This window comes from Luteolibacter sp. (assembly GCF_058122085.1).
In genome coordinates this window covers 1-21,970 of sequence record NZ_JBIKBQ010000018.1, presented here as the reverse complement: position 1 = coordinate 21,970, position 21,970 = coordinate 1, and the positions used below count along the sequence as shown (strand labels likewise).

16 protein-coding genes and 1 tRNA gene are annotated in these 21,970 nt (G+C 61.5%); 12 read left to right on the top strand and 5 right to left on the bottom strand.

Annotated features, from left to right (window positions below; all coding sequences use genetic code 11):
* The first annotated feature begins 158 nt into the window (after window positions 1-158).
* From AC4DF4_RS04350 to AC4DF4_RS04325, 6 genes are all read left to right on the top strand, one after another.
* Complete coding sequence (locus AC4DF4_RS04350; RefSeq protein ID WP_490046891.1) at window positions 159-983, top strand: helix-turn-helix domain-containing protein; 825 nt, start codon at window positions 159-161, stop codon at window positions 981-983.
* Between the two features lie 219 nt (window positions 984-1,202).
* Window positions 1,203-1,691 carry an HdeD family acid-resistance protein gene (locus tag AC4DF4_RS04345; RefSeq protein WP_490046890.1) on the top strand — a complete coding sequence of 163 codons (489 nt, stop codon included), beginning with the start codon at window positions 1,203-1,205 and terminating at the stop codon, window positions 1,689-1,691.
* 95 nt (window positions 1,692-1,786) lie between these two features.
* Window positions 1,787-1,936, top strand: a complete 150-nt coding sequence (locus AC4DF4_RS04340; protein ID WP_490046889.1) for a DUF1328 domain-containing protein — start codon at window positions 1,787-1,789, stop codon at window positions 1,934-1,936.
* An 85-nt stretch (window positions 1,937-2,021) separates the two neighbouring features.
* Complete coding sequence (locus AC4DF4_RS04335) at window positions 2,022-3,260, top strand: thymidine phosphorylase (protein ID WP_490046888.1); 1,239 nt, start codon at window positions 2,022-2,024, stop codon at window positions 3,258-3,260.
* A 63-nt stretch (window positions 3,261-3,323) separates the two neighbouring features.
* A tRNA-Gln gene (locus AC4DF4_RS04330) sits at window positions 3,324-3,394 on the top strand.
* Window positions 3,395-3,449: 55 nt separating this feature from the next.
* Window positions 3,450-3,686 (top strand): hypothetical protein, encoded by a 237-nt coding sequence (locus AC4DF4_RS04325; RefSeq protein ID WP_490046887.1) that lies wholly within the window; start codon window positions 3,450-3,452, stop codon window positions 3,684-3,686.
* A gap of 3 nt (window positions 3,687-3,689) precedes the next feature.
* On the opposite strand, the gene AC4DF4_RS04320 is transcribed toward AC4DF4_RS04325, so the two are convergent.
* A complete protein-coding gene (locus AC4DF4_RS04320; RefSeq protein WP_490046886.1) occupies window positions 3,690-5,867 on the bottom strand; it encodes a carboxy terminal-processing peptidase in 2,178 nt (725 codons plus the stop codon).
* A 67-nt stretch (window positions 5,868-5,934) separates the two neighbouring features.
* Window positions 5,935-6,861 carry a sugar phosphate isomerase/epimerase family protein gene (locus AC4DF4_RS04315; RefSeq protein ID WP_490046885.1) on the bottom strand — a complete coding sequence of 309 codons (927 nt, stop codon included), beginning with the start codon at window positions 6,859-6,861 and terminating at the stop codon, window positions 5,935-5,937.
* Window positions 6,862-7,152: 291 nt separating this feature from the next.
* On the opposite strand from AC4DF4_RS04315, the gene AC4DF4_RS04310 reads away from it, so the two are divergent.
* The gene (locus AC4DF4_RS04310) at window positions 7,153-8,880 is read left to right on the top strand and encodes an ABC transporter ATP-binding protein/permease (protein ID WP_490046884.1); all 1,728 of its coding nucleotides are present in this window, start codon (window positions 7,153-7,155) and stop codon (window positions 8,878-8,880) included.
* Between the two features lie 162 nt (window positions 8,881-9,042).
* On the opposite strand, the gene AC4DF4_RS04305 is transcribed toward AC4DF4_RS04310, so the two are convergent.
* Entirely contained in the window at window positions 9,043-12,114 is a 3,072-nt protein-coding gene (locus tag AC4DF4_RS04305; RefSeq protein WP_490046883.1) for a discoidin domain-containing protein, read from the bottom strand.
* A 219-nt stretch (window positions 12,115-12,333) separates the two neighbouring features.
* On the opposite strand from AC4DF4_RS04305, the gene AC4DF4_RS04300 reads away from it, so the two are divergent.
* The 3 genes from AC4DF4_RS04300 (at window position 12,334) to rplT (ending at window position 14,927) form a co-directional block, all read left to right on the top strand.
* Window positions 12,334-14,079 carry an alpha-L-fucosidase gene (locus tag AC4DF4_RS04300; protein ID WP_490046882.1) on the top strand — a complete coding sequence of 582 codons (1,746 nt, stop codon included), beginning with the start codon at window positions 12,334-12,336 and terminating at the stop codon, window positions 14,077-14,079.
* Between the two features lie 112 nt (window positions 14,080-14,191).
* Window positions 14,192-14,404 carry a 50S ribosomal protein L35 gene (gene rpmI, locus AC4DF4_RS04295; RefSeq protein ID WP_348216068.1) on the top strand — a complete coding sequence of 71 codons (213 nt, stop codon included), beginning with the start codon at window positions 14,192-14,194 and terminating at the stop codon, window positions 14,402-14,404.
* Between the two features lie 142 nt (window positions 14,405-14,546).
* Window positions 14,547-14,927, top strand: coding sequence for a 50S ribosomal protein L20 (gene rplT, locus AC4DF4_RS04290; RefSeq protein WP_490046881.1), 381 nt, complete (start codon window positions 14,547-14,549; stop codon window positions 14,925-14,927).
* Between the two features lie 167 nt (window positions 14,928-15,094).
* On the opposite strand, the gene AC4DF4_RS04285 is transcribed toward rplT, so the two are convergent.
* Together AC4DF4_RS04285 and AC4DF4_RS04280 are read right to left on the bottom strand one after the other, a co-directional pair.
* Entirely contained in the window at window positions 15,095-16,060 is a 966-nt protein-coding gene (locus tag AC4DF4_RS04285; protein WP_490046880.1) for a DnaJ C-terminal domain-containing protein, read from the bottom strand.
* A gap of 618 nt (window positions 16,061-16,678) precedes the next feature.
* Window positions 16,679-17,041, bottom strand: coding sequence for a hypothetical protein (locus tag AC4DF4_RS04280; RefSeq protein ID WP_490046879.1), 363 nt, complete (start codon window positions 17,039-17,041; stop codon window positions 16,679-16,681).
* 182 nt (window positions 17,042-17,223) lie between these two features.
* Here AC4DF4_RS04280 and AC4DF4_RS04275 point away from each other — a divergent pair, with 182 nt between their 5' ends.
* Both AC4DF4_RS04275 and AC4DF4_RS04270 read left to right on the top strand, forming a co-directional pair.
* Window positions 17,224-20,118, top strand: coding sequence for an SNF2-related protein (locus tag AC4DF4_RS04275; RefSeq protein ID WP_490046878.1), 2,895 nt, complete (start codon window positions 17,224-17,226; stop codon window positions 20,116-20,118).
* Between the two features lie 36 nt (window positions 20,119-20,154).
* Entirely contained in the window at window positions 20,155-21,918 is a 1,764-nt protein-coding gene (locus AC4DF4_RS04270; RefSeq protein WP_490046877.1) for a DNA methyltransferase, read from the top strand.
* The last annotated feature ends 52 nt before the right edge of the window (window positions 21,919-21,970 follow it).

Here is a 21,970-nt window from a genome sequence, read left to right as displayed (position 1 = left end):
AGCGATCGGATGCGGGTCGCGCGGCGCCGCGCCTGCATTCGCGGGATTTCACGGATTGCGACCAGCTTTCCGGGTTTACGCCCGCGTGCCGGACGGTGTTCATCCAGCTGAGTCCGGGAAATTTCCATGGCACGATCAAACGGCTGGATTTGGAGGGGGTGTCACTCTCGCATACCACTTGTTCGGGCGACACCCTGTGCCGGGCAAGCGTCTATCCGGAAATGTGTCATGCCATCATTCCCTTGCAACGCGGGGGCATCCATTGCTGGAACGGCTGGGAAATCACCCGGCCCGTGATCATCAATCCGGGAATGGACCGGGAATACGTCCTCACCGGTCATGACATGCAGTCCTTCAACATCACCTTCGACCCGGCCGCGTTCCAAGTGGCGGCAAGGAGTTGGACCGGGCGGCACGGGGATGACTGGGAGCGTTTCTGGACCGGCCCGCAGGTGCTGGTCCCGCTTCCGCCGGAGAGCCTGGCGAACCTCTATCAACTTTTGGAGCTGATGTCAGGTTCGCCGGAAATGGTAGTGGCGAAGGAGGCGGGCGACATGATCGAGTCCTGCCTTGCTTGCATCCTGATGCACTCGATGGAGGAGGGAGGCAGCCTCGGCAAGCCCGTGACCCGGACTTTTCTCACTCACGCCCGCGTCATCCACCGTGCCGATGAATTTCTCCATGATCACGGCGACAGGCCGGTGCACCTGATGGAGGTCTGTGCCGCTGTGGGAGTGAGCGCGCGATGTTTGGAATACGCCTTTAAAGAGATCTGCGGGGTCACTCCCATGCGCTATCTCAAGGCGCGCCGCCTTCGTCTGGCAAGGCGCTTGCTGCGCGACGGCACCCCTTCCGGGATGTCCGTCAAGCAGGCCGCACTCGAAAGCGGCTTCGTCCAAATGGGCCGGTTTTCCACCGAGTATCGGAATTTCTTCGGGGAAAAGCCCTCGGAAACCCTCTGCCGAAACGCCAGGCCCGCATGATTTCCGGTCCGCATCTTGTGCTGGCGGGAAATCGGAGTTTTGCGGAATCGGCATACGCTTCATGCGTGATCTTCAAGGCGTGGAGAGTCATGGTATTCAGGTGTCAATGGGCAGACCGTGTCTTGGCCGGAGAAATCCCGTGGGCGGCCGCATTCCGAAATCTGAAAGGAGATCCTCATGAATAGCCTGATAGAATCCACCCGGTCCGGCGGCAGAACCATGACCATCCTCGGAGTGATCTCCATGATTCTCGGGGTATTCGCGTTGATGGCGCCCGGCATTGCCGGATTGTCAGTCGTGTTCCTGCTTGGCATGGTGGTCCTGGCCGCGGGCATTGTGAGGATGTTCTGGGCATTCGGAGCCGATGGAGTTTGGTCGTTCGCGCTCGGCTCTCTGACGTTCCTTTGCGGCCTGGTGCTGCTTGCCAATCCGCTTTTCGCCTCCGGGGTGCTGGCCATCGTGCTGGCCGCCTATTTCATCCTCGACGGTATTTTCGAGATCGGTGCAGGCGTCGGAGGCACGGGCTCCGGCAGGGGATGGCTGGTCTTCGCCGGCGTTGTCTCGATCCTGCTGGGTGCCATGATCTGGGCGCAGTTTCCCTGGTCCGGCGCGTGGGCCATGGGAATTCTCTTGGGGATCAAGCTGTTTCTCGTCGGGCTGGTCATGGTCGCCGGTGGCTTTGTCGTTCGCGCCGTGGTGGCGGGCTAGCAGCCCTCCGATCCGCCCGCGAAGGGGCTTCCCATGCAATCTTGTGAAAGCCTTCCATTGCCCGATCGAAATTATAACCTCAAAACACCACCGGCATGCTCTATTACGTCATCGTCTTTCTCGTCATCGCCCTAATCGCCGCGGCGCTTGGCTTTGGGGGTCTCGCCGGCACCGCCGCGATGATCGCCAAGGTCTGCTTCGTCGTCTTCCTGGTGCTGGCGCTTCTCTCGTTCCTCAAGAAATAGCCGCCCGACGGGAAATCGGAGGAGGAGTCATGGCTGCCGAAAAGCGGACTCGCGCAAACGGAGTTCTGCTTGTAAACGGACAGGCATGCACATTCCCACCTTGATTTCCCGCAAGCGCGAGGGCGAGGAGCTTTCCCCCCGCGAAATCGCCCTGCTGGTCGATGGCTACACCCAGGGCGAGGTGCCGGACTATCAGATGTCGGCCTTCGCGATGGCGGTGTTTTTCAAAGGCATGACGCCTGTGGAAATCGCCGCGCTCACCCGCGCGATGATGAAGAGCGGCGACTGCGTTTCCCACCGTCACGGCCATCCGCTGGTGGTGGACAAGCACTCGACCGGCGGCATCGGCGACAAGGTCTCGCTGATCCTCGCGCCACTGGTGGCGTGTGCGGATTGCTGGGTGCCGATGGTTTCCGGCAGGGGGCTCGGCATTACCGGCGGGACGCTCGACAAGCTCGAATCCATGCCTGGTTTCAACGTCCACCTCGGACTTGATCAAGCGGCAGCCCAGCTCGAACGAATCGGCGTGGTGATGATGGGCCAGACCGACCGCTTCTGCCCCGCGGACAAAAAACTCTACGCCCTGCGCGACGTAACCGGCACCGTGCCGTCCATCGCCTTGATCACCGCCTCGATCATGTCCAAGAAGCTGGCGGAAACGCTCGACCGGCTGGTGCTCGACGTGAAATATGGCAGCGGAGCCTTCATGCGGACGCGGCAGGACGCGGAGGCGCTCGCAGCCAGCATGATCGCCGTGGGCAAGGAAATGGGCGTGGATGTCCATGCCGTCCTGAACCCGATGAACGAGCCGACGGGACGCGCGGTGGGAAATGCCTTGGAAGTCATCGAGGCGCTCGAATGCCTCGACGGCGGCGGTTCGGCGGACTTGCGCGGCATCGTGCTGGATTTGTCGGAGAAAATTGCCGGCGTTTCCCGCACTGAGCTGGAAACTTTTCTCGACGATGGCAGCGCCCGCCGCCGGTTCGATCAACTGGTCGCAGCCCAAGGTGGAAATCCCGCGGATTTGCCGCGGCTCGCGGAAATCCACAAGGCCCCGCTCATCCGCGAGGTCATCGCCTCGGCGGGCGGTGTCGTTTCCCGGGTGGATGCCGGGTTGGTCGGGCAGGCGGCGCTCCAGCTTGGGGCGGGTCGGGCGAAGGCGACGGATGGTGTCGATTTCGCGGTCGGCTTCGACCGCTTGGTCAAATGTGGCGAGCCGATCCATGCGGGCCAGGCGGTTTGCCGGATCCACGCCCGCACGGCGGTGGATTTCGACATGGCGGAGGCGATGATCGAAAAAGCGGTGAAAATCTCGGCACTTTGATTGATTTTCCCAGTTGCCAAACCCGTGGAGGGCGGTTTAGGTTCCGGCCGCCGCAGGCAGAAAAGCCTCATAGTGTAATGGTAACACCGCAGATTTTGATTCTGTTATTCAAGGTTCGAGCCCTTGTGAGGCTATTTTCCCGGTCGCTCCCGCACGGTTGAGCGTTTTTTTCTGTCCGCTTGCCAGATCGTGGAAGCCCCGCCAGCCTGCGCCATGAGGATTTATCAGGACGAGGTTTACCAAAAGGGCGCGAAATTCATCCGGATCGTGCGGCTCGACCGCTACGAGGTGGAGTTCAAGACGATGAACGGCGACCCCAAGGGCGAGGGCAGCCTGGCGGTTATGGCGAAAAAGGAGTTCTGCCGCTTGCTGAAGGGGATGACCTTGGTGGCTCCGATCAAGAAGGACGCGCCGCCGGTGGAATGAAGCTTAGCGCTGGGAGACCACGGGCTGGCCCTTGAGGAGGTTGCCGTAGTCGAGCAGGATGTTCTGCGCCTCGTGGAGGATGATGTCTTCGGCCGGGGCTGCTGCGGCGGCTTCATCGTCGGCTTCCGGGTCGATCTCGATTTCGGGCTGCTTCGGTTTCACCAAATCGCCGAGGCCGGGTTTGGCGACGTTTTTGAGCGTGACCTCGTAGGCGGCGGGCGGCTTGGCGGCGCGGGCGAGGCGTTCCTTTTTGAGGGTCTCGGCGCGGGCTTTGAGCTCGTCTTTCTCCTTCCGGCGCCCGGCTTCGTTGAGCGAGACCGACTTGTCCGCGCGGAGCTTGCGGAAGCGCTCGATCTCGGACTTCAGTTCGATGAAATCCTGGGTCTTGGCGACGCGCTCGCCGGAGCGGGTGCGGAGGGTGGCCAGCGATGGATTGACGCGGTTGGCTTCCGTGAATTTCGCGGCGGGGACGGTGTCCCACGGCAGCGGATTGCCGAGGTCGGACTCGCCGATCTCCGGCAGGTCGGTGAGAGAGGGAATGACGATGTCCGCCTTGACGCCTTCAAGCTGGGTGGACTTGCCGCTGGGTCGATAGAATTTGCTGATCGTCACCTTCAACGCGCCGGGGTCGGAGCCGGGGACGATGCCTTCGCTTTGCATGATCCGGTCGAGCGGGATGATCGTTTGGACGGTGCCTTTGCCGAAAGTCGAGGTGTCGCCGACGATGACCGCGCGGCCATAGTCCTGCAAGGCACCGGCGACAATCTCGGAGGCGGAGGCGCTGAAGCGGCTGGTGAGAACGACGAGCGGACCGTCATAGGCGACATTGTCATCGCGGTCTTTGCCGACTTCCACGCGGCCTTCGAGGTTGCGCGTTTGCACGACCGGGCCGGAGGGGATGAAGAGTCCGGTCAGGTCGATGGCTTCCTGGAGCGAGCCGCCGCCATTGCGGCGGAGGTCGAGAATGATGCCGGTGACGTTCTCCTGTTTGAGCTTGGTGACGATGCGGGCGACGTCCGCGGTGGCGGAAGTCGGAGCTCCCTTGCCGTCGCCCTCGCCGGCGTAGAATGCCGGCAGGTCGATGACGCCGATCCGCTGGGTCTTGTCGCCGGCGGGCAGGTCGATGATCTGCGCCTTGGCCTGCTGGTCTTCGAGTTTGATCTCCTCGCGGACGATGGTGATGGTCTTGCGGGCGCTGTCGTCGGTGGCGGCCGCGGGGATGATGTTGAGGAAAACCGAGGTGCCTTTCTTGCCGCGGATGAGCTCGACGGCCTGGGAGAGCGGCAGGTCGACGAGGTCGGTGAACTCGCCGTCCACTTTCTGGGAGACGCCGACGATGCGGTCGCCGTTCACTAGCAGTCCGCTGCGGGCGGCGGGACCACCGGGGACGAGCTCCTTGATTTTGCAATAGCCGTCCTCGGATTGCAGCGTCGCGCCGATGCCGGTGAGCGAGAGGTTCATGCCGATTTCAAAGCTCTTGAGCTGCTCGGGTCCCATGTAGTCGGAGTGCGGGTCGTAGATCTGGGCGAGCGCGTTCAGATAGAACTCGAGCACGGCCTTGTCGCTCAGCTTGCGCATCGTCTCGGCGACGCGGACGGGGCGGCGGCCGAGGGTTTTGACGATGTCCTCCTCCTTTTTCCCGGCGAGTTTTTCCTGGAGGTATTCGTAGCGCAGTTGCTGGCGCCAGAAGGCTTGCGCGGCCTCGATGTCCGCCGGGTGGGGCGTCTCCTTGCGGTCGTAGGAATAGGTTTCCTCCGCGGTGAAATCGAATTTGGCGTCCTTCAATTCGGCGGCGATGAAGGCGACGCGCTGGTCGAGGCGCTGGAGGTAACGCTTGAAAATGAAGTGCGCGAGCTTGGTGTCGCCTTGCTTGCGCGTGGTTTCGGCGAGCGACTTGCGGGAGCCCGCGAATTCGTCGATGTCGCTTTTCAGGAAGACCATGTGGCTGGCGTCGAGCGTGTCGAGATAGCGGTCGAGAAACTTGCCGGCCAGCTCGTCGTCGAGTTGTTGGTGGGCGAACTGGGATTTTTCCAGAATCTGGGTGGTGAGGACGGTGACGGCGGCATCGGTCGCCTGGGCGTCGAGCGGGTTCGCGCCGCGGAAGCCGAACGCGGCGGCGAAGGCGATCAAGCTGGCGCTTACCACGCAGACGGGAAGGAGGGATTTGAAGTGAGGTTTCATGAAGTGGAAAATGGGAGGGTGTCTTGTCCCCATAGAACGGCGCGATTCGCGGGAACTGTCTTGGATCTTATGCGCGTTGCGGGAATTCGCTTTTCCAGCGGACCAGCGCGCTGCGGATTTCCGCGGCTTCGCGGGTGGGGCTGAGTTCCCAGATGAGCGGGCAGCCGGCGGGGAAGAATTTCAACAGCGCGGCGTAATCCAGCGTCCCGCTGAACGGCGTGCGGTGGTCTCTGGCAGGCCACTGCACGTCGTGGACGTGCCCGCCTATCAGATGCGGGGAGATTTTCTCCAGCCACTCCTCGTGATCGAGCAGGCCGAGGTTGTGCTTGAGCTGGACGTGGCCGAAGTCATGCCAGTAGCCGACCCACGGGTTGTCGGCGAAATGCGTTTGCAGCGCGATCATTTCGCGCTCCGTCGGCATGTCTTCGAAGCGCGAGCGGGATTCGACCGCCAGCTTCACGCCGACTTCCGCCGCCCGCTCGGCGATGGTCGTGAGCGCCTCGATGGCGCGGTGGAAATACAGCGGGCCGATTTTTTCCCGCTTCTTCACGAACGCGAGTTTCCGTTTGATATAGTCCGCGCTGTGCTGGCCGCCTTCGGCGACGGTCGTGGTCAGCGGGCGGGTCCATTTTTTCGGACTCATCGGCACCGAGCCCATGTGGAGGACGAGGTAGCGCGCCTTGAACTCGGCGGCAATGTCGAGCGTGCGGAAGGTCATGTCCATCGCCCGCTGGCGGTCGAAGGGCCGGTGCGACGTGAACTCGTAGGCGTCCGGCGCGTCGATCATCACCTCGACGGGCGAGGGGAAATAGTTGTGAACGCCCGAACACGTGAAGATTCCGCGCTCGTAAGCCTTTTTGATGCCCGGCAGCTTGGCGATGGTCATGCCGTGCGAGAGCTCGATGTTCGAAAAACCGAGCTCGACGATTTCCTCGATCATCGACTCGCCGTCCGTGTGGCGACTGTTATTCCAGCATGAAGAAAAGGCGAGCATGAGTGCGGGTGGCTGCGGGGAGTCTGGCGAAACCTGCGGGAAGCGCCAGTCTTGTGTCGTTCATTTCGAGGGCCGCTTTCCCTTGGATCAGGAGGAGCGGGAGTCACAAGATGCTTGGTCAGGCGGGAGTCGCGCAGGAACCCCCCGCTGGAATCCGGGCGCAGGGCTGGCTTTTTGCCGGATTTCGGTGATTGTCTTTGCCATGAATGGAAATTTTTGTCATCCCCGCGCCAGAAAGTTGTTAACATTTCCGAATCATCGGAACGCTTAAGCCAGCTTGTGTCATCACGAATGTCTCACGATAAACTCCAAATCACCCGGCTCACGTGGAAGCGTCTTTGCAACGCTTTGCGGATGTTGGTGCGCTCGGAACAGGGGCCAAAGGCGGTGATGTTCGCTGTGACTTTGATTCTGCTAATGATGGCGATCAACGGCTTGAACGTCCTCAACAGCTACGTCGGCCGGGATTTCATGTCGGCGATCGAGAATCGCAACATGGGCGTTTTCAAACAGCAGGCGCTGTTTTACGTGGGGGTTTTCCTCGCCTCGACGGTGGTGTTGGCTTTCTTCCGATTCACCGAGGAGCGACTGGGGATTCTCTGGCGCGAGCAACTGACGAGGCGCCTGACGGATCTTTATTTGCATGATCGCACGTATTATCGTTTGGATTCGGCCACCGGAGTCGCCAATCCGGATCAGCGGATTTCCGACGATGTCCGCGCCTTCACGACCACGACGCTGTCGTTCATCCTGCTGATCGTCAACGGGACTCTAACTGCCATTTCCTTCTCCGGCGTCTTGTGGACGATCAGTCCGTTTCTTTTCAGCGTGGCGGTGGTTTACGCGCTGTGCGGTTCGGCGATGACGATTTTCCTCGGCAAGCCGTTGATCCGGTTGAATTACAACCAGCTCGATATGGAGGCGAATTTCCGTTCGGACCTGATCCATGTGCGGGAAAACTCCGAGTCGATCGCGCTGGCCCACCGGGAAGGCCGCTTCAAGGCCCGCTTGAACAAGCGGCTCGACGCCTTGACCGCTAACTTCCGCCGCTTGATCCGGATCAACCGCAACCTGGGGTTTTTCACCAACGGTTATAACTATTTCATCCAGATCATCCCGGCGTTGATCATCGCGCCGATGTTCATCTGGGGCGACAGGGAGTTCGGGGTGATCACGCAGTCCACGATGGCGTTCGCAACCTTGCTCGGCGCGTTTTCCCTCATCGTGACGCAGTTTCAATCGATCTCGGCGTTCACCGCGGTCGTCGCCCGCCTGCATACGCTCAGTGACGCGATCGAAAACGTGCAGCGGACATCACCTTGCACGATCGCGGTCGAGGAATCGCCGGACCGGGTTGCCTATCGGGATGTGACCCTGCGCTCTGCGGACAAGACGCGTCTGCTGATTTCCAACCTGAATATTGAGATCACCCGCGGTTCGCGCTGGCTGGTGATCGGCAAGGACGACGCTCCGAAAGTGGCCTTGTTCCGCGCGACGGCGGGCGTGTGGGAATGCGGTGGCGGACACATCATCCGCCCGGGCCTGGATGACATTCTGTTTCTGCCGGAGCGGCCCTATCTGCCGCCGGGAACCTTGCGCGAAGCACTTTTGCGGACGGGAATGGAGTTGGTTACTCCGGATGCCGTGATCATGGAAGTGCTGGTGAGGCTGGGCCTCGAAGACGTGGTGAAACACGCGAACGGCCTGGATACCGATCACGACTGGGATGACCTGCTCTCGATCGGCGAGCAGCATCTTCTATCCGTGTCGCGGATTTTCCTGGCGAAGCCCGCGTTCGTTTTCCTCGATCGTCCCGGCAGCGCGCTTCCCAAGACCCAGATTTCCAAGATCCTCGACATGCTCACGGAGCAGGGGATCGGCGCGGTGATCCTGTCCAAGAACGGCGAGTCGCGCCTGCGCTATGACGCCATCCTCGAAATCAAGGCGGAGGGCGCGTGGGAAGTGCGCCATGAAGCGCCCGGCGACGGCCACAAGGAATTGCACGACCTGAGTTGCTAACGGGTGCAACTGAAAGGAGGGGGGCACCAAGGAGCGGCGGTATCCGACCGCCGGGCGCATGGGAAGTCAATGTCTAGCGGCTTCCCTCACCTCATGGTCACCTCATGCACATGGGCGGACGGATTCCGTCCTTCCTTGCGACCGACCGCCGGTTGCCCCTTTTCAGGCAAGGGTGGGGGAGTCCGATGAGCCGAGAAACAGCGTGGCGGTGACGGGTAGATTTTCGACGGTGACGGACGCGCCGTCGGCATCGACCGCGAGGGGGTGCCCGCTGGAGGTGAGCGCGTGGCGGATGCGTTGGCCGGGTGGGAGCGGCGGCGCGACGGACAGGCCGCCGGGGGGCAGCGAGATGCGGTCGCCGATTTCGAAGGTGATGCGGTCGGTTTCACTAACTGCCATTTTGAAATCGAGCGGGCCGTAGCGGGTCATCAGCCCGCGCACGGAAAATCCGCTTTCCTCGGAAAGCCACGGCCACGGCAGGCCGGAGGCGAGGATCATTTTCCCGGAAGCCTCGCGCTCGCTGGCGACCATCGAGGCGAGCGCCAGCATGTATTCCGCGGCAATCCAAGTGTGCGGCACGTCTCCCAGATGGCCCGGCGAGCGCGGGTCGCGCCAGGTGATTTCCGGCCATTGGTTCCACTCGAGCGGCCGGCGGTCGGAGAGGAAGAAGTCCAACAGTTCGTTGGCTTCCTCGCGTTTTCCGACCCGCACGAACGCGCCGATGATGCGGATTTCGTAAGCCGTGTAGTTAAGCCACGGAATCTCGCCGCGGTGCTTTTTGCGGAACCCTTCGAGATAGGTGTCGAGCATCTGATGGAGCGGCCCCGGCGGGAGATCGTCGGCGAAGTCGAGCTGCGCGATCGCGTTGGAAGTGGCCGTGGGATCGAAGTCCGCCCACTCGACGGAGCCGGGGACGTAGTCGATTTTCCGCTCCTTGATGACATGGGCGATCGAGCGCAGCACGTCTCCCAGAAACGCCTTCGCCTCATCCCGCCAGCGCGCGGCGTCGTGGTGGTGGCCGAGCGCACCGGCGATTTCCGCGGCTGCCTCGAGTCCGCGGATCCCCCAGAAATCGTCCCAGTAGGAATGGACCGGATGCGCGAGATAACCTTCGTGGCTGGCGGATTCCGGGAGCAGTCCGTATGAAGACGTGAATTCAGGAGTCATCCGCAGCGAGCGCAGATGGATGAGGTATTCCGCCGCACGGCTAACCGGAAGCCACATCGATTTCGCGAACTCGACCTCCTTGTCAGTCCGGAAAACCTCGCGGATTCCCCAGATGAATTGCCCGTGGCTGTCATGCTCCACCAGCCAGTCCACGCCGTCGCGGTCCACGACGCAGGGCACGAAGCCGTCCTCGCGCTGAAACTGGACATACCAGCGCACGAAATCCCGCAGCGCGTGCGGGCAGTCCGCCTTGGCCAGCGCCGCGCCCATGATCACGCAGTCGCGGACCCACGAGCGGGTGTAGCGGCGGGGTCCGGGCTGGATCGCGGGGCCGTCGCGGTTGATCAGGATATGGCTCGCCGCCGTGCGGAAACACGCGACCGCGTTACTGGCGATGGACGGCACCTGCCACTCGACCGGTGCGAGGATTTCGCGCCAGCGGGAGATGGCGTGTGCGAAGCCGTGTTCCGCGGGTTCGGCCGCGTTTTTGAAAAACGGAACCGAGACGGTGACTTGGAACGGACCGTCTCCCGGCGGCACGCTCCAAGCCATCGCGGCGGATGCCAGGCCGGATTCGTCGTTCACCGCATCGCGCGCCGGCACCTCGCCGCGGGCGAGGAATTCCATCACGCCCCCTTCCTCGAAGGCCGCCGCGCCGAGCGCATCCGGTTGAAGATTCGTTTGCACCTGGCTGCCGTCCACGGTCATGCCGCCGACCGCGCAGGTGATCTGTTGGATCGGGCTGCGGCCGCCGAGATTGCGGAACGCCTGCCAGGGCGGATTCACTTGGAACGGCCGCACCGCCACGGCCAACCGCAGCGCCTGATGGGAACGGCTTTCAAGCTGATAAGTCACGCGCAGGACGAGGCCGTCGCCCACGCCATCGACCCATGGCTGGATCGTTAATTTGACGTCGTCCGCCTGCCAGGTGACTACCGGAAACGGCGCGCCATCCTCGGGAAGCGACAGGCGGATTTCCGCATCCGCCCAGCTGACCAGTTGCTTGCCGATGAGCAAAAACGGCTCCAGCGAAAACCCCGCCTCGTCCACCTCCACCATGCCCTCCTCGTTGATCAGTCCGCGGCGTTTTCCTTCCGGGCTGCCGACTGGCGTCCAGTAGGACTGCTCGCGGTGCCAGTAGCGCGGGAACCAGCCGCGCGGGAAATCCGCGGCCACCGCGTGGATGAACTCGTTAGGCGTGCGGGAAAACGCGTCGGGCCGCAACTGCAGGGCCGCCAGCGAGGCGGACTCCGCGTTGGCGAAATTCACCCGCAAGTAGCGCGCTTCCGCCCCCGGCGCGGGGATGTGGCTGCGCGATCCCAGCGCATGGAAAGCCCGGTGAATCCGCGACCAGGTTTCCCCGTCTTCTGAAATCTCGATGTCGTAAACCCGCGGCGTCTCCGGCGAAGGCCAGTCGATGACCAAGCCGCCGAAGCGCACGAGGCGGCCGAAGTCCACCGACCAGCGCGGCGCGGGATCGTTCGCCGCAGCCTGCCAGAACCCGCTTGAACCGGTCTTGAACACCGACTCCGGCGGGCAGTTGGGAAGGTGGCTCGAAGCGCTGATTTCCTTGGGCTGATAGAGCGTTTCGTCCTCCAGCGAGATGTCGGAAAACCACACGCTGCCCTTTCCTCCCGGACCGGCGGCGATGACCAGCTCGATCGCGCCGATGGCGGAGGGAGCGCCGCCACCCGCCGGACCCCAGGCGAAGGGCAGGTCCCGCTCGCGAATCCGGATCTCCGTCCACGCGCCGGGCAATTCGAAATTTTCCCGCAGGCAGCGCCACGCGTTAGAGCCACCCGGATCGGCGACCTTGAGCTCGAAATGATTCGCCGGACCCTCGCCGTGGAGCGAGAACCCGAGCTTGAACGTCTCCGGCAGGGCGAGCTGGATTTCCTTCCGCGCCACCACGAATCCGCCGCCGCCGTGGAAATCGTAATCGAGCCGCAGCGCCGGTTTTCCGTCCGGTCCCTCGGCGCGGGTGAGGCGGCCTTCCGCCTGGCCCGAGGCGACCACCAGCCATGAGGCGGGGTCGGCGAAAAAATCAGCAAGTGGTGAGGGTGACATGGATCGGTGGCTTTGAAGCGAGGCTAAACATCCGCTTCACCGATGCCAGAAAAGACTTCGGGCGAGTGGATTCCAATCTGCCTGCCATCCCGTTCGCCAAACAAGGGAAAGACTGGATCATGATTACCTTGCGGGTCACCGCCTCGGATGTTGATATGTCGTTGGTCCGCTCGGATTTCTCCGGTGCGGTCACCTTTCATTTCCCATCCGTTACTTGCTATGAAAGCCACATCGCTCCCACGCCCGGCCGCCTGTCTTGCGGCGCTCGCCCTGTCAGTTTCTTCGGTCCTCGCCGTGGAGACCCCGCCCGCCGCCGACCGGCTGCAATGGTTCAAGGAGGCCCGCTTCGGGATGTTCATCCACTGGGGCGTCTATACGGTGCCCGCAGGGGAATGGCAGGGGAAACCCATCGGCGGCATCGGCGAGTGGATCATGAAAAACGGCAAGATCCCGGTGGCGGATTACAAGGGCTTCGCCAAGGATTTCACGGCCGCGAAATATGATCCCGCCGCCTGGGCGAAGCTCGCCAAAAAGGCCGGCATGAAATACGTGGTCATCACCTCCAAGCATCACGACGGCTTCGCCCTCTTTGACTCCAAGGTCACCGACTGGGACGTGATGAGTTTGGGGGCGAAGAGGGATTTGCTGGCCCCGCTGGCCTCCGCCGTGCGCGGCGAGGGCCTGAAGTTCGGGCTCTATTATTCCCAGGCGCAGGATTGGACGCATCCCGGTGGCGGGCGCTACGGCACCGGCGAGCCATGGGACCCCGCGCAGGCCGGGGATTACGATCACTATCTGAAATCCATCGCGCTGCCGCAGGTGGAGGAGATCATCACCGCCTATCAGCCGGCGATCCTCTGGTGGGACACGCCGGTGAGGATGACTCCGGAGCGGGTCAAGCCGTTTGCGGAATTGATGGTCCGCCACCCGGAAATCCTCAATAACAACCGGCTCGGCGAGGGCTTCGCGGGCGACACGATGACGCCCGAGCAGCACATCCCGCCGCGGGGTTACCCCGGCAAGATGTTCGAGGTCTGCATGACCATGAACGACACCTGGGGCTTCAAGAAAAACGACCACAACTGGAAGAGCACGCGCCAGATCATCCGCAATCTATCGGACATTTCCAGCAAGGGCGGCAATTTCCTGCTCAACGTCGGACCCACCGCCGAGGGGGTGATCCCGCCGGAAAGCGTCGAGCGGCTTGAAGCCGTCGGCCGCTGGATGGATGTCAACGGCGAGGCGATCTACGCGACCCGGGCCGGCCCGTTCCCGCGCCGCCTGCAATGGGGGCGGGTGACCCAAAAGCCCGCCGCCGATGGCGGCGTCACCCTGTTTCTCCATGTCTGGGAATGGCCTGCCGACGGGAAGTTGTTATTGCCGACCTTGAAGGAATTGCCCGTCACCGGGAAGATGCTCAAGTCCGGTGCCGCCGTCACCGCCACGGCTTCGCCTGAAGGTGTGGTGGTCCAGCTGCCAGAGTCCGCCACGGATGCCGACGTGTCGGTGCTGCGTCTGGATTTCTCCGGCCCGCTCACCATCACCCAGCAAGCCTTCATCACGCCCGCGGCCGATCGCAGCCTGACGTTCGGCGCTGCGGACGCGGATGTGCATGGCGACGTCGGCGGCAACATCCAGCTGCGGGGTTCCGGGCCGGATGCCTATCTGACGGATTGGAAAAAACCCGGCTGGAGGATCGAATACACACTCAACGCGCCGCAGGCCGGGAAATGGAAGGTCGAAGCCGAGGTCGCCACGCCGGATCCGGCCAAGCTGACTTTGGACGTGAAGAAGGTTTCCGTTCCGGTGGAAATCCAAGCCACCGGTCCCGGCCTGACGTGGAAGAAGGTCGAGCTCGGCACGCTTGATTTGCCCGCCGGAGAAACCTCTTTCGAGTTGAAAGCCGTGAAGGACAACTGGCAGGGCGTCAGCATCCGCCAGGTAAGGTTGGTTCCCAGCCCGTGAAATTCCACCGACGCCAGAGTCGCGCCGGGCCGCTTTTCCCGCTGTGGAAACCCTCGTAAATATCCTATTTTCCTCTTGCCAAGGAGGCGCGGATCCCTAGTTTGCCCGTCCCATGCCAAGAGTCGGAGGAAAAGCAAAAACACGGAAAGCCGTTGCCAAGCGTTTCAAAGTCACTGGGACAGGGAAAATTCTGCGTCGCAAACAAGGGGCTCGCCACTTGTTGCAAGGCAAGAACAGCAAACGCAAGCGTCGTCTTGGCCAAGCTGCTCTCGTCTCCGATGCTGACCTTAGAAACGTCAGAGAGAATCTTCCTTTTTCCCGGTAACCTGGAAATCGCAGCAACGAACAATAGCCCCGTCCGCTAATCGGACGGCCTTTACCCAGCCTGATCCCGCGAGGGAGACACGAACAGTCGAGACTGGGGAAGGAAATGAAATCAACGGTCTGTTCAAACTGAAATAAACTAAATGCCACGTGCCACTAATTCACCGGCCAGCCGCGCCCGCCGCAAGCGGACGCTGCTCCGTGCCAAGGGTTTCCGCGGTTTCCGCTCGAAACTCTTCCGTTACGCCAAGGACGCTGTCCGCAAGGCGATGACCTATGAGTATCGCGACCGGAAGAGGCGCAAAGGACAATTCCGCCGTCTGTGGACCCAGCGTATCAACGCTGCCTGCCGCAACGAGGACCTGACCTATTCGCGCTTCATCGAAGGCTTGAAAGCCGCCGGTATCGAAGCTGACCGTAAGATCCTCTCGGATCTCGCGATCACCGACGCCGCCGCCTTCTCCGCCATCGTTGCCCAGGCGAAGAAAGCCCTCGAAGCGAAACACGCTTCGAAGGTTGCCTGAACCTGAGAGACCAGAAACATCCACACGCCGTCCGGCTTCATGCCGGGCGGCGTTTTTTTTGTAAATATCAGACGAGTCCGGGCGTAGGCAGCCGCTCCGTGATGCAGGCATTCCTGCCTGCCTCTTCGGGGGGGGCGGGAGCGAAAGAACAGGCAGGAATGCCTGTATCACGTGGGGATTGGCGGCTCTGTCCGTGGATTGAATTTTGAAATCCCGCGGAGTTTCTCCCAGATTTCGAGTTCTTCGGCGCTGGATTTTGTCGGCAGGTGTACGGTGATGGTGGCGTGGAAATCCCCGCGCTCGCCGGTCTTCCCCTTGGGCAGGCCGCGGCCGCGGACGCGGAGCTGCTGGCCGTTCTCGCTGCCGGCGGGGACGCGGAGTTTGATTGGGCCGTCCAAGGTGGGCACGCTGAGTTGGGTGCCGAGCACCGCTTCCCAAGGCGCGAGGTCGAGATCGTAATACAGGTCCGAGCCCTCGGTGTGGAAATCCGGGTGGGCGGCGTGGCGCACCCGCAGATAGAGATCGCCCGCCGGACCGCCGCCGCTGCCGGCTTCGCCTTGGCCGGGGACGCGGATGCGTTTTCCTGAAACGACACCGAGTGGAATGCGGACTTGGAAGGAGCGCGTCTCTGCCTTGCCGGTGCGCGGATTGGTGATCTGGAGGGTAATCGGCCGGACGTCGCCGTGCATGATTTCTTCGAGGGTGACGAGGATGTCGCCCTCGATGTCGTTGCCGCGGCGCTCGCGGGCGGTTGGGGCGGGTCCGGCTTCCGGAAATCCGTAGCGGCTGCCACCGCTGAAGAACTGCTCGAAAAAGTCGCTGAAGCCGGTGCCGCCGAAGTTGACCTCGCGTTCCTGGAACGGTGCTCCGCCCCGCCGCCGCCCGCCGGCAGCGGCGTAGGGATTTTCCCAATCCGCCCCGAGACTGTCGTATTTCTGGCGCTTTTCCGGATCGCTCAGCACCTCGTTGGCCTCGTTGATTTCCTTGAATTTCGCCTCGGCGGCCTTCTTGTCCGTGGCGACGTCCGGGTGATGTTTCCGCGCCAGTTTGCGGAAGGCCTTCTTGATATCGGCGGCGCTGGCGTCGCGCGATACGCCGAGGGTGGCGTAGTAGTCTTTGAATTCGGCGGACATGGCGGTTTTTGGGGGAGTCGGACGATTTCGTTATAAGCCTGCTCCCGCCGGGTGTCGAGTCCGCAAGATTGCCCGGACATCGCGCACATGTGCCCATACATCGCGCACGGGCACCCGAACATCGCGTAACGGGGGTCGGTACATGGGGAACAGGCACTCGTTCCACGCGTAACGGGGGTCCGTACATGGGGAACAGGCACCCGTTCCACGCGTAACGGGGGTTCGAACATCGCGTAACGGGGGTCCGTACATCGCGTAACGGGGTGCCTGACATCGCGCACAGGCAGTGGAAACACGGGCCGGTGGCCTCGGGATCGAATTATTCACGCCCGTGCATTGCGAATTCCGGCGTCTGCATCGCGGACCTTGATCCGGACTCCGAGAGCCCTTTGCATTCCCTCCCCAACGGGTTGCTTGCCGCGCGCAGCGTGGCGGCGATCACCGGTCGCCGCGAAACCCCGTCCTCTTCGTCCCACTCGTCCCCGGCACTACCACCGCTTTCGCGGCGATCCGAAAAGTGGCTGACGCGTCTCGCGGCAGACCGTTGCGGAGGCGTCTCGCCTCGTGCCTTCTGGTCCATCGCATTTCCACCAAACATGAGGCGTGCTGTTTTCCTCTTCAGCGCCCGCCGCGCTCCTTCTGCGCCAGAATCCCCTCCGCCCGCTCCAGGATCGCCGCCCGGCAGAACTCCGTCAGGCTCTCCGCCTTCGCCGCCCGGCTCGCCCGGTCCGCCTTGTCGAACTCCTCCGCCGTCCGGAAAAGCACGTTCCACGGCGGCGCTTCGGGCCGCGTCTCGCGTCGCCGTGCCGTTTCCAGGGTGATCACCCGCTCGATCTCCTCCATCAGCTCCACCGTTCGTTTCCCTTTCGGGCCGAGATACTGGCGGATCGTGTTGTCGCTGAGCTTCAGCTGTTTGGCGAGCCAGCGCCGATCTTTGCCGATGGTCGCCAGCAGGCGTGGAATATCCTCGTAATCAATCACCCTTCGAAGATAGGGGATGCTCGGAAGCGGCGGAAATCAGGAGTTCGTCGTGTCGAAATCATGTCTATTGAGTATCTCTCGGAATAAATATTTGGCCTTTCTTTCGCTATTATGGCCAATACGTCATCGCGGCTTGCCTGACAAAAAATGTCTTTCTAGGCTATCACCAGCAAAGGCTGCCGATGACCCCCTACCACGCGAAATACTACGCCCACGAACTCAGCCGCACTGGCGGTGAGGGGGTGGATCGCTTGGGACGGGCGCTTTTCGACGCCACCGTCGAACTCAATCCCCACCAGATCGAGGCCGCTATGTTCGCGCTGCGGTCGCCTCTCTCCAAAGGCGTCTTGCTCGCCGATGAAGTCGGCCTCGGCAAAACCATCGAGGCCGGTCTCGTCCTCTGCCAATCCTGGGCAGAAGACCACCGGAAGCTGCTCATCATCACACCCGCCTCCCTGCGGAAACAGTGGGCCTTGGAGCTTGAGGAAAAATTCAACTTACCCTCCGTCATTCTCGATGCCCATTCCTACCGCAATTTTCAGCGGGACGGCCACGCCTCGCCCTTCGAGCAAAATCAAATCGTCATCTGCTCCTATCACTATGCCGCCCGCATGGCCGGGGTGATCCAGCCGATTCCGTGGGACCTCGTCGTGATGGATGAGGCCCACAAGCTCCGGAACTGCTACCGCGAGAGCAACCGCCTCGGTCAGGCGATCCGCAGCGCCACCGAGAGCCGCAAGAAAATCCTCCTCACCGCCACCCCGCTCCAAAACTCGCTGGTCGAACTCTACGGCCTGTCCACCCTGATCGATGATCGCCTCTTCGGCGACCTCCCATCCTTCCGCACCCAGTTCGCAAACGCCGGCGGCGACTTGGCCAGCCTGCGCGAGCGGCTCGCCACTTTCTGCCATCGCACGCTCCGCAGCCAGGTCTTGGAGTATGTCAAATACACCCAGCGCCGCCTGCTCACCCGCCCGTTCACTCCCAGCGAGCAGGAGCACAAACTTTACGAAACCGTCTCCAGCTACCTCCAGCGCGAGGACAGCTACGCCATGCCACAGCGGCAGCGCCATCTCATCGTCCTGCTCGTCCGCAAGGTGCTCTCCTCCTCGCCCCGTGCCTTGGCCGGGACCTTGGAAATGATGCGAGACCGGCTTCTCCGGATTCAGGAGGATGCGAAAAACAACTCCAACCTCTTCGACCAACTCATCGCCGGTGACGACCTCGACGCCGAGTTGCTGGACGAACTCCTCGAAGACGCGGAAGACGCCGAAGTCACAGCCGACGATGCCGAAGCCCCGGAGGAAAATCCCGCCGCTGCAGAGCCAATTGACCCGGTGAAGCTCAAAAAGGAAATCGCCGAACTCGAAGATTACATCCGCTGGGCGCGCAGCATCGGCGTGGACACCAAGAGCCATGCCTTGCTGAAAGCCCTCGAAATCGGCTTCGCGCAAATGGCGGCGATGAACCCGCCCGCCCCGCAGAAAGCCGTCATTTTCACCGAGTCCCGCCGCACCCAGACCTTTCTCAAGGAATTCCTCGAAGCGAACGGCCACCACGGAAAAGTCGCCATTTTTAACGGCTCCAACAACGATCCGGATTCCAAGAAAATCCACGAATCCTGGGCCGCGCGCAACCGCGACACCGGCCGCATGACCGGCTCCCGCGCCGTCGATTCCCGCACCGCCATCATCGACGCCTTCCGCGACTCCGCCGAAATCCTCATCGCCACCGAAGCTGCCGCGGAAGGCATCAACCTCCAGTTCTGCGCTCTCGTCGTGAACTTCGACCTGCCGTGGAACCCGCAGCGCATCGAGCAACGCATCGGCCGCTGCCACCGCTACGGCCAGGAACACGACGTGGTCGTCATCAATTTTCTCAACCAGCGCAACGAGGCTGACCTCCGCGTCCACGAACTTCTCGAAACCAAGTTCCACCTGTTCTCCACGCTCTTCGACACCTCCGACGACATCCTCGGCCTGGTCGATGGCACCATCGACTTCGAGCGCCGCGTGCTTGAGATCTATCAACAGTGCCGCTCCTCCGAGGAAATCAAAGCCGCCTTCGAACAGCTCCGGGAAGAACTCGACCAGCAAATCCAGTCCCGCATGAGCGAGACCCGGCAGATGCTGCTCGATCATTTCGACGAAGACGTCCACGAGCGCCTCAAGGTCCGGCTGGAAGGCGCGCGTCTGCAACTCGACCGCATCGGCCGGTTGTTCTGGGCGCTCAGCCGTTTCGAACTGAGGGATTCCGCCGCTTTCGATGACGACGCACTCGCCTTCGAACTTCGCGAGTCGCCGATCACCGCCGCGCGCCCCGGCCATTACCGGCTTATCCAAAAAGGCCGCGCCAACATCCCCGGCGAGTTTCTCTATCGCCTGAATCATCCGCTCGGGGAGCACACCGTCGCGCAGGGAAAAGGCCACCCGTGCCCGCTGGCGGAGGTCGTCTTCGACATCACCCGCCACCCCGCCAAGATCAGCGTCGTCGAGCAGCTCAAGGGGAAATCCGGCTGGCTCACCCTCCAGCAGCTCCGCATCGATTCATTGGAGCGCGAGGAATACCTGCTCTTCTCCGCCTTCGACGACGACGGCCAAGATCTCAATCAGGAAACCTGCGAGAAGCTCTTCACCGTAGCCGGGACTTCCTGTCCCAGCTCTTCTTTTCCCGAGTCACCAGAACGCCTCGCCGCCGAGGCGAAACGCCACCTCGCCGCCACGCTCAACCGTTCCCTCGAAACCAACCACCGCCATTTCCAACAGGCCCGCGACCAGCTCGACCAATGGGCCGAGGACATGGAGCTCGCTTCGCAGAAACAGCTCGAAGACCTGAAACGCCAGATCCGCGACCTCCAGCGCCGCTCCCGCCAGGCACCCACGCTCCAGGAGGAAAAGGCGATGCAGGACCAGATCCTCAAGCTGGAACAAGCCAAGCGCCGCCAGCGTCAGCGCATCTTCGAGATCGAAGACGAGATCGAGGACAAGCGCAAAACCCTCGTCGCCGCGCTGGAATCGCGCCTCCAGCAAAAAACCCAAACCCAACATCTCTTCACCATCCGGTGGGCAGTGATTTGAGGAAATTCATCCTTCGCCCTTCATCCATTCTTCCTAATGTCCGCCTTCTCCGATCTCCGCAAGAAACTCGCCGAACTCTTCCAGCTCGATGCCGCCGCCGAACTCGACTTCGGCATCTATCGAATTCTCAACGCCCGCCGTGTCGAAATCGAAGGCTTCCTCGACAGCCTCGAACCGCAGGTGGAAGCCATCCTCGCCGAAGCCCTGCAAACCGGAACCGGCGAGCTGATCGCGGAACTCGAAAAAGTGGAGGCCGGACTCCGCGCCGGTGGCTTCGATGACGCGATGATTTCCACCGCGCCCAAGGTGAAGGAACTCCGCGACAAGATTGCCAGCGCCGGTGGCGATCCCACCGCCATCACCCACGAGACTTTCTCCCTGCTCACCACCTTCTTCGGTCGCTATTACAAGGACGGCGATTTCCTTTCGCTGCGCCGTTACAAGAAGGACACCTACGCCATTCCCTACGAAGGCGAGGAAGTGAAACTCCATTGGGCGAACGCCGATCAATACTACATCAAGTCCGCCGAAACCTACCGCGACTACTCCTTCAAACTCGGCCCCGCGCCCAAGGACGACAAACCCGACACCCGGCCGACCGTCACCTTCAAACTCACCGAGGCCGACGCCGAGAAGGACAACAACAAAGCCGTCGCCGGCCAGGAACGCCGCTTCGTCTATCAAGGTTTACATCAGGATTCTTCTCTTCCTGAAAACTCCAAACTGAAAACTGAAAACTTAATCCTCTCCTTCTCCCACCTCCCCATCGGCAAAGCCGAGAAACAAACCGCACTCAACGAAGCCGCCGCCGCCACGATTCTAGCGGAACATGCGAAAGGCCCGTTCACCGGCCTGGCCGCCAACGATCCCACCTACACCGGCAAACAAAAGGGCGGCCGCAGCATCCTCGCCAAGCACCTCGGTGAATACACCGGCAAGAACTCCTTCGACTACTTCATCCACAAGGACCTTGGCGGCTTCCTCCGCCGCGAACTGGATTTCTTCATCAAGAACGAAGTCGTCCACCTCGATGACCTCGATGACGCGCCCGAATCCAACTGGAAGGAAACCCGCGCCAAGATCAAAGCCCTCCGAACCATCTCCGGAAAAGTCATCCGCTTCCTCGCCCAGATCGAAAACTTCCAGAAGAAACTCTGGCTCAAGAAGAAGTTCGTTGTCGAAACAAACTACGGCATCACGCTCGACCGCATCCCAGAAGAATTCTATCCAGAAATCGCTGCATGTGATGCGCAACGCGAAGAGTGGGTAAAGTTGTTTGCAATCAATGAAATTAAAACGAAAGCTTCTAGTGATCTACTTCAATCCGCAGCAGTAGGTTACTCATCCCCGCTGAGCGTTGGATTTCTGAAATCCCAGAGTCATCTGGTTCTAGATACATCGAATTTCTCCAGGGGGTTCAAAGCTCGGGTCATTCAAGTCATTACGAATTTTGATGAGCAATGCAATGGTCTGCTCGTGCATGCGGAAAACTTTCAAGGGTTAGTTTCCTCGCGAGCTTTAGTCAGCAAATCGGTAAAATGCGCTTACATCGATCCGCCCTACAATACCGGCAGCGACGGGTTTCCTTATAAAGATTCGCACGCCCATTCGAGTTGGGCGACCATGATGGAAAATCGTCTCGTCGAAATTTTTCAGCACCTTTCTCCATACGGTCATTTGTTCGCATCGATTGATGAAAATGAAGTTAGCCGACTTGTCGAGCTCCTGAAACGAGTTGCAGGTGATTCAAACTATCTAGGTGAGTTGATGGGGAAATTTTTCTTTCCGTTAAATTGTTAAAATCTCAGCGGGCTGGCTGATGGACATTTGATACGAGAACTTGATCTCCCCA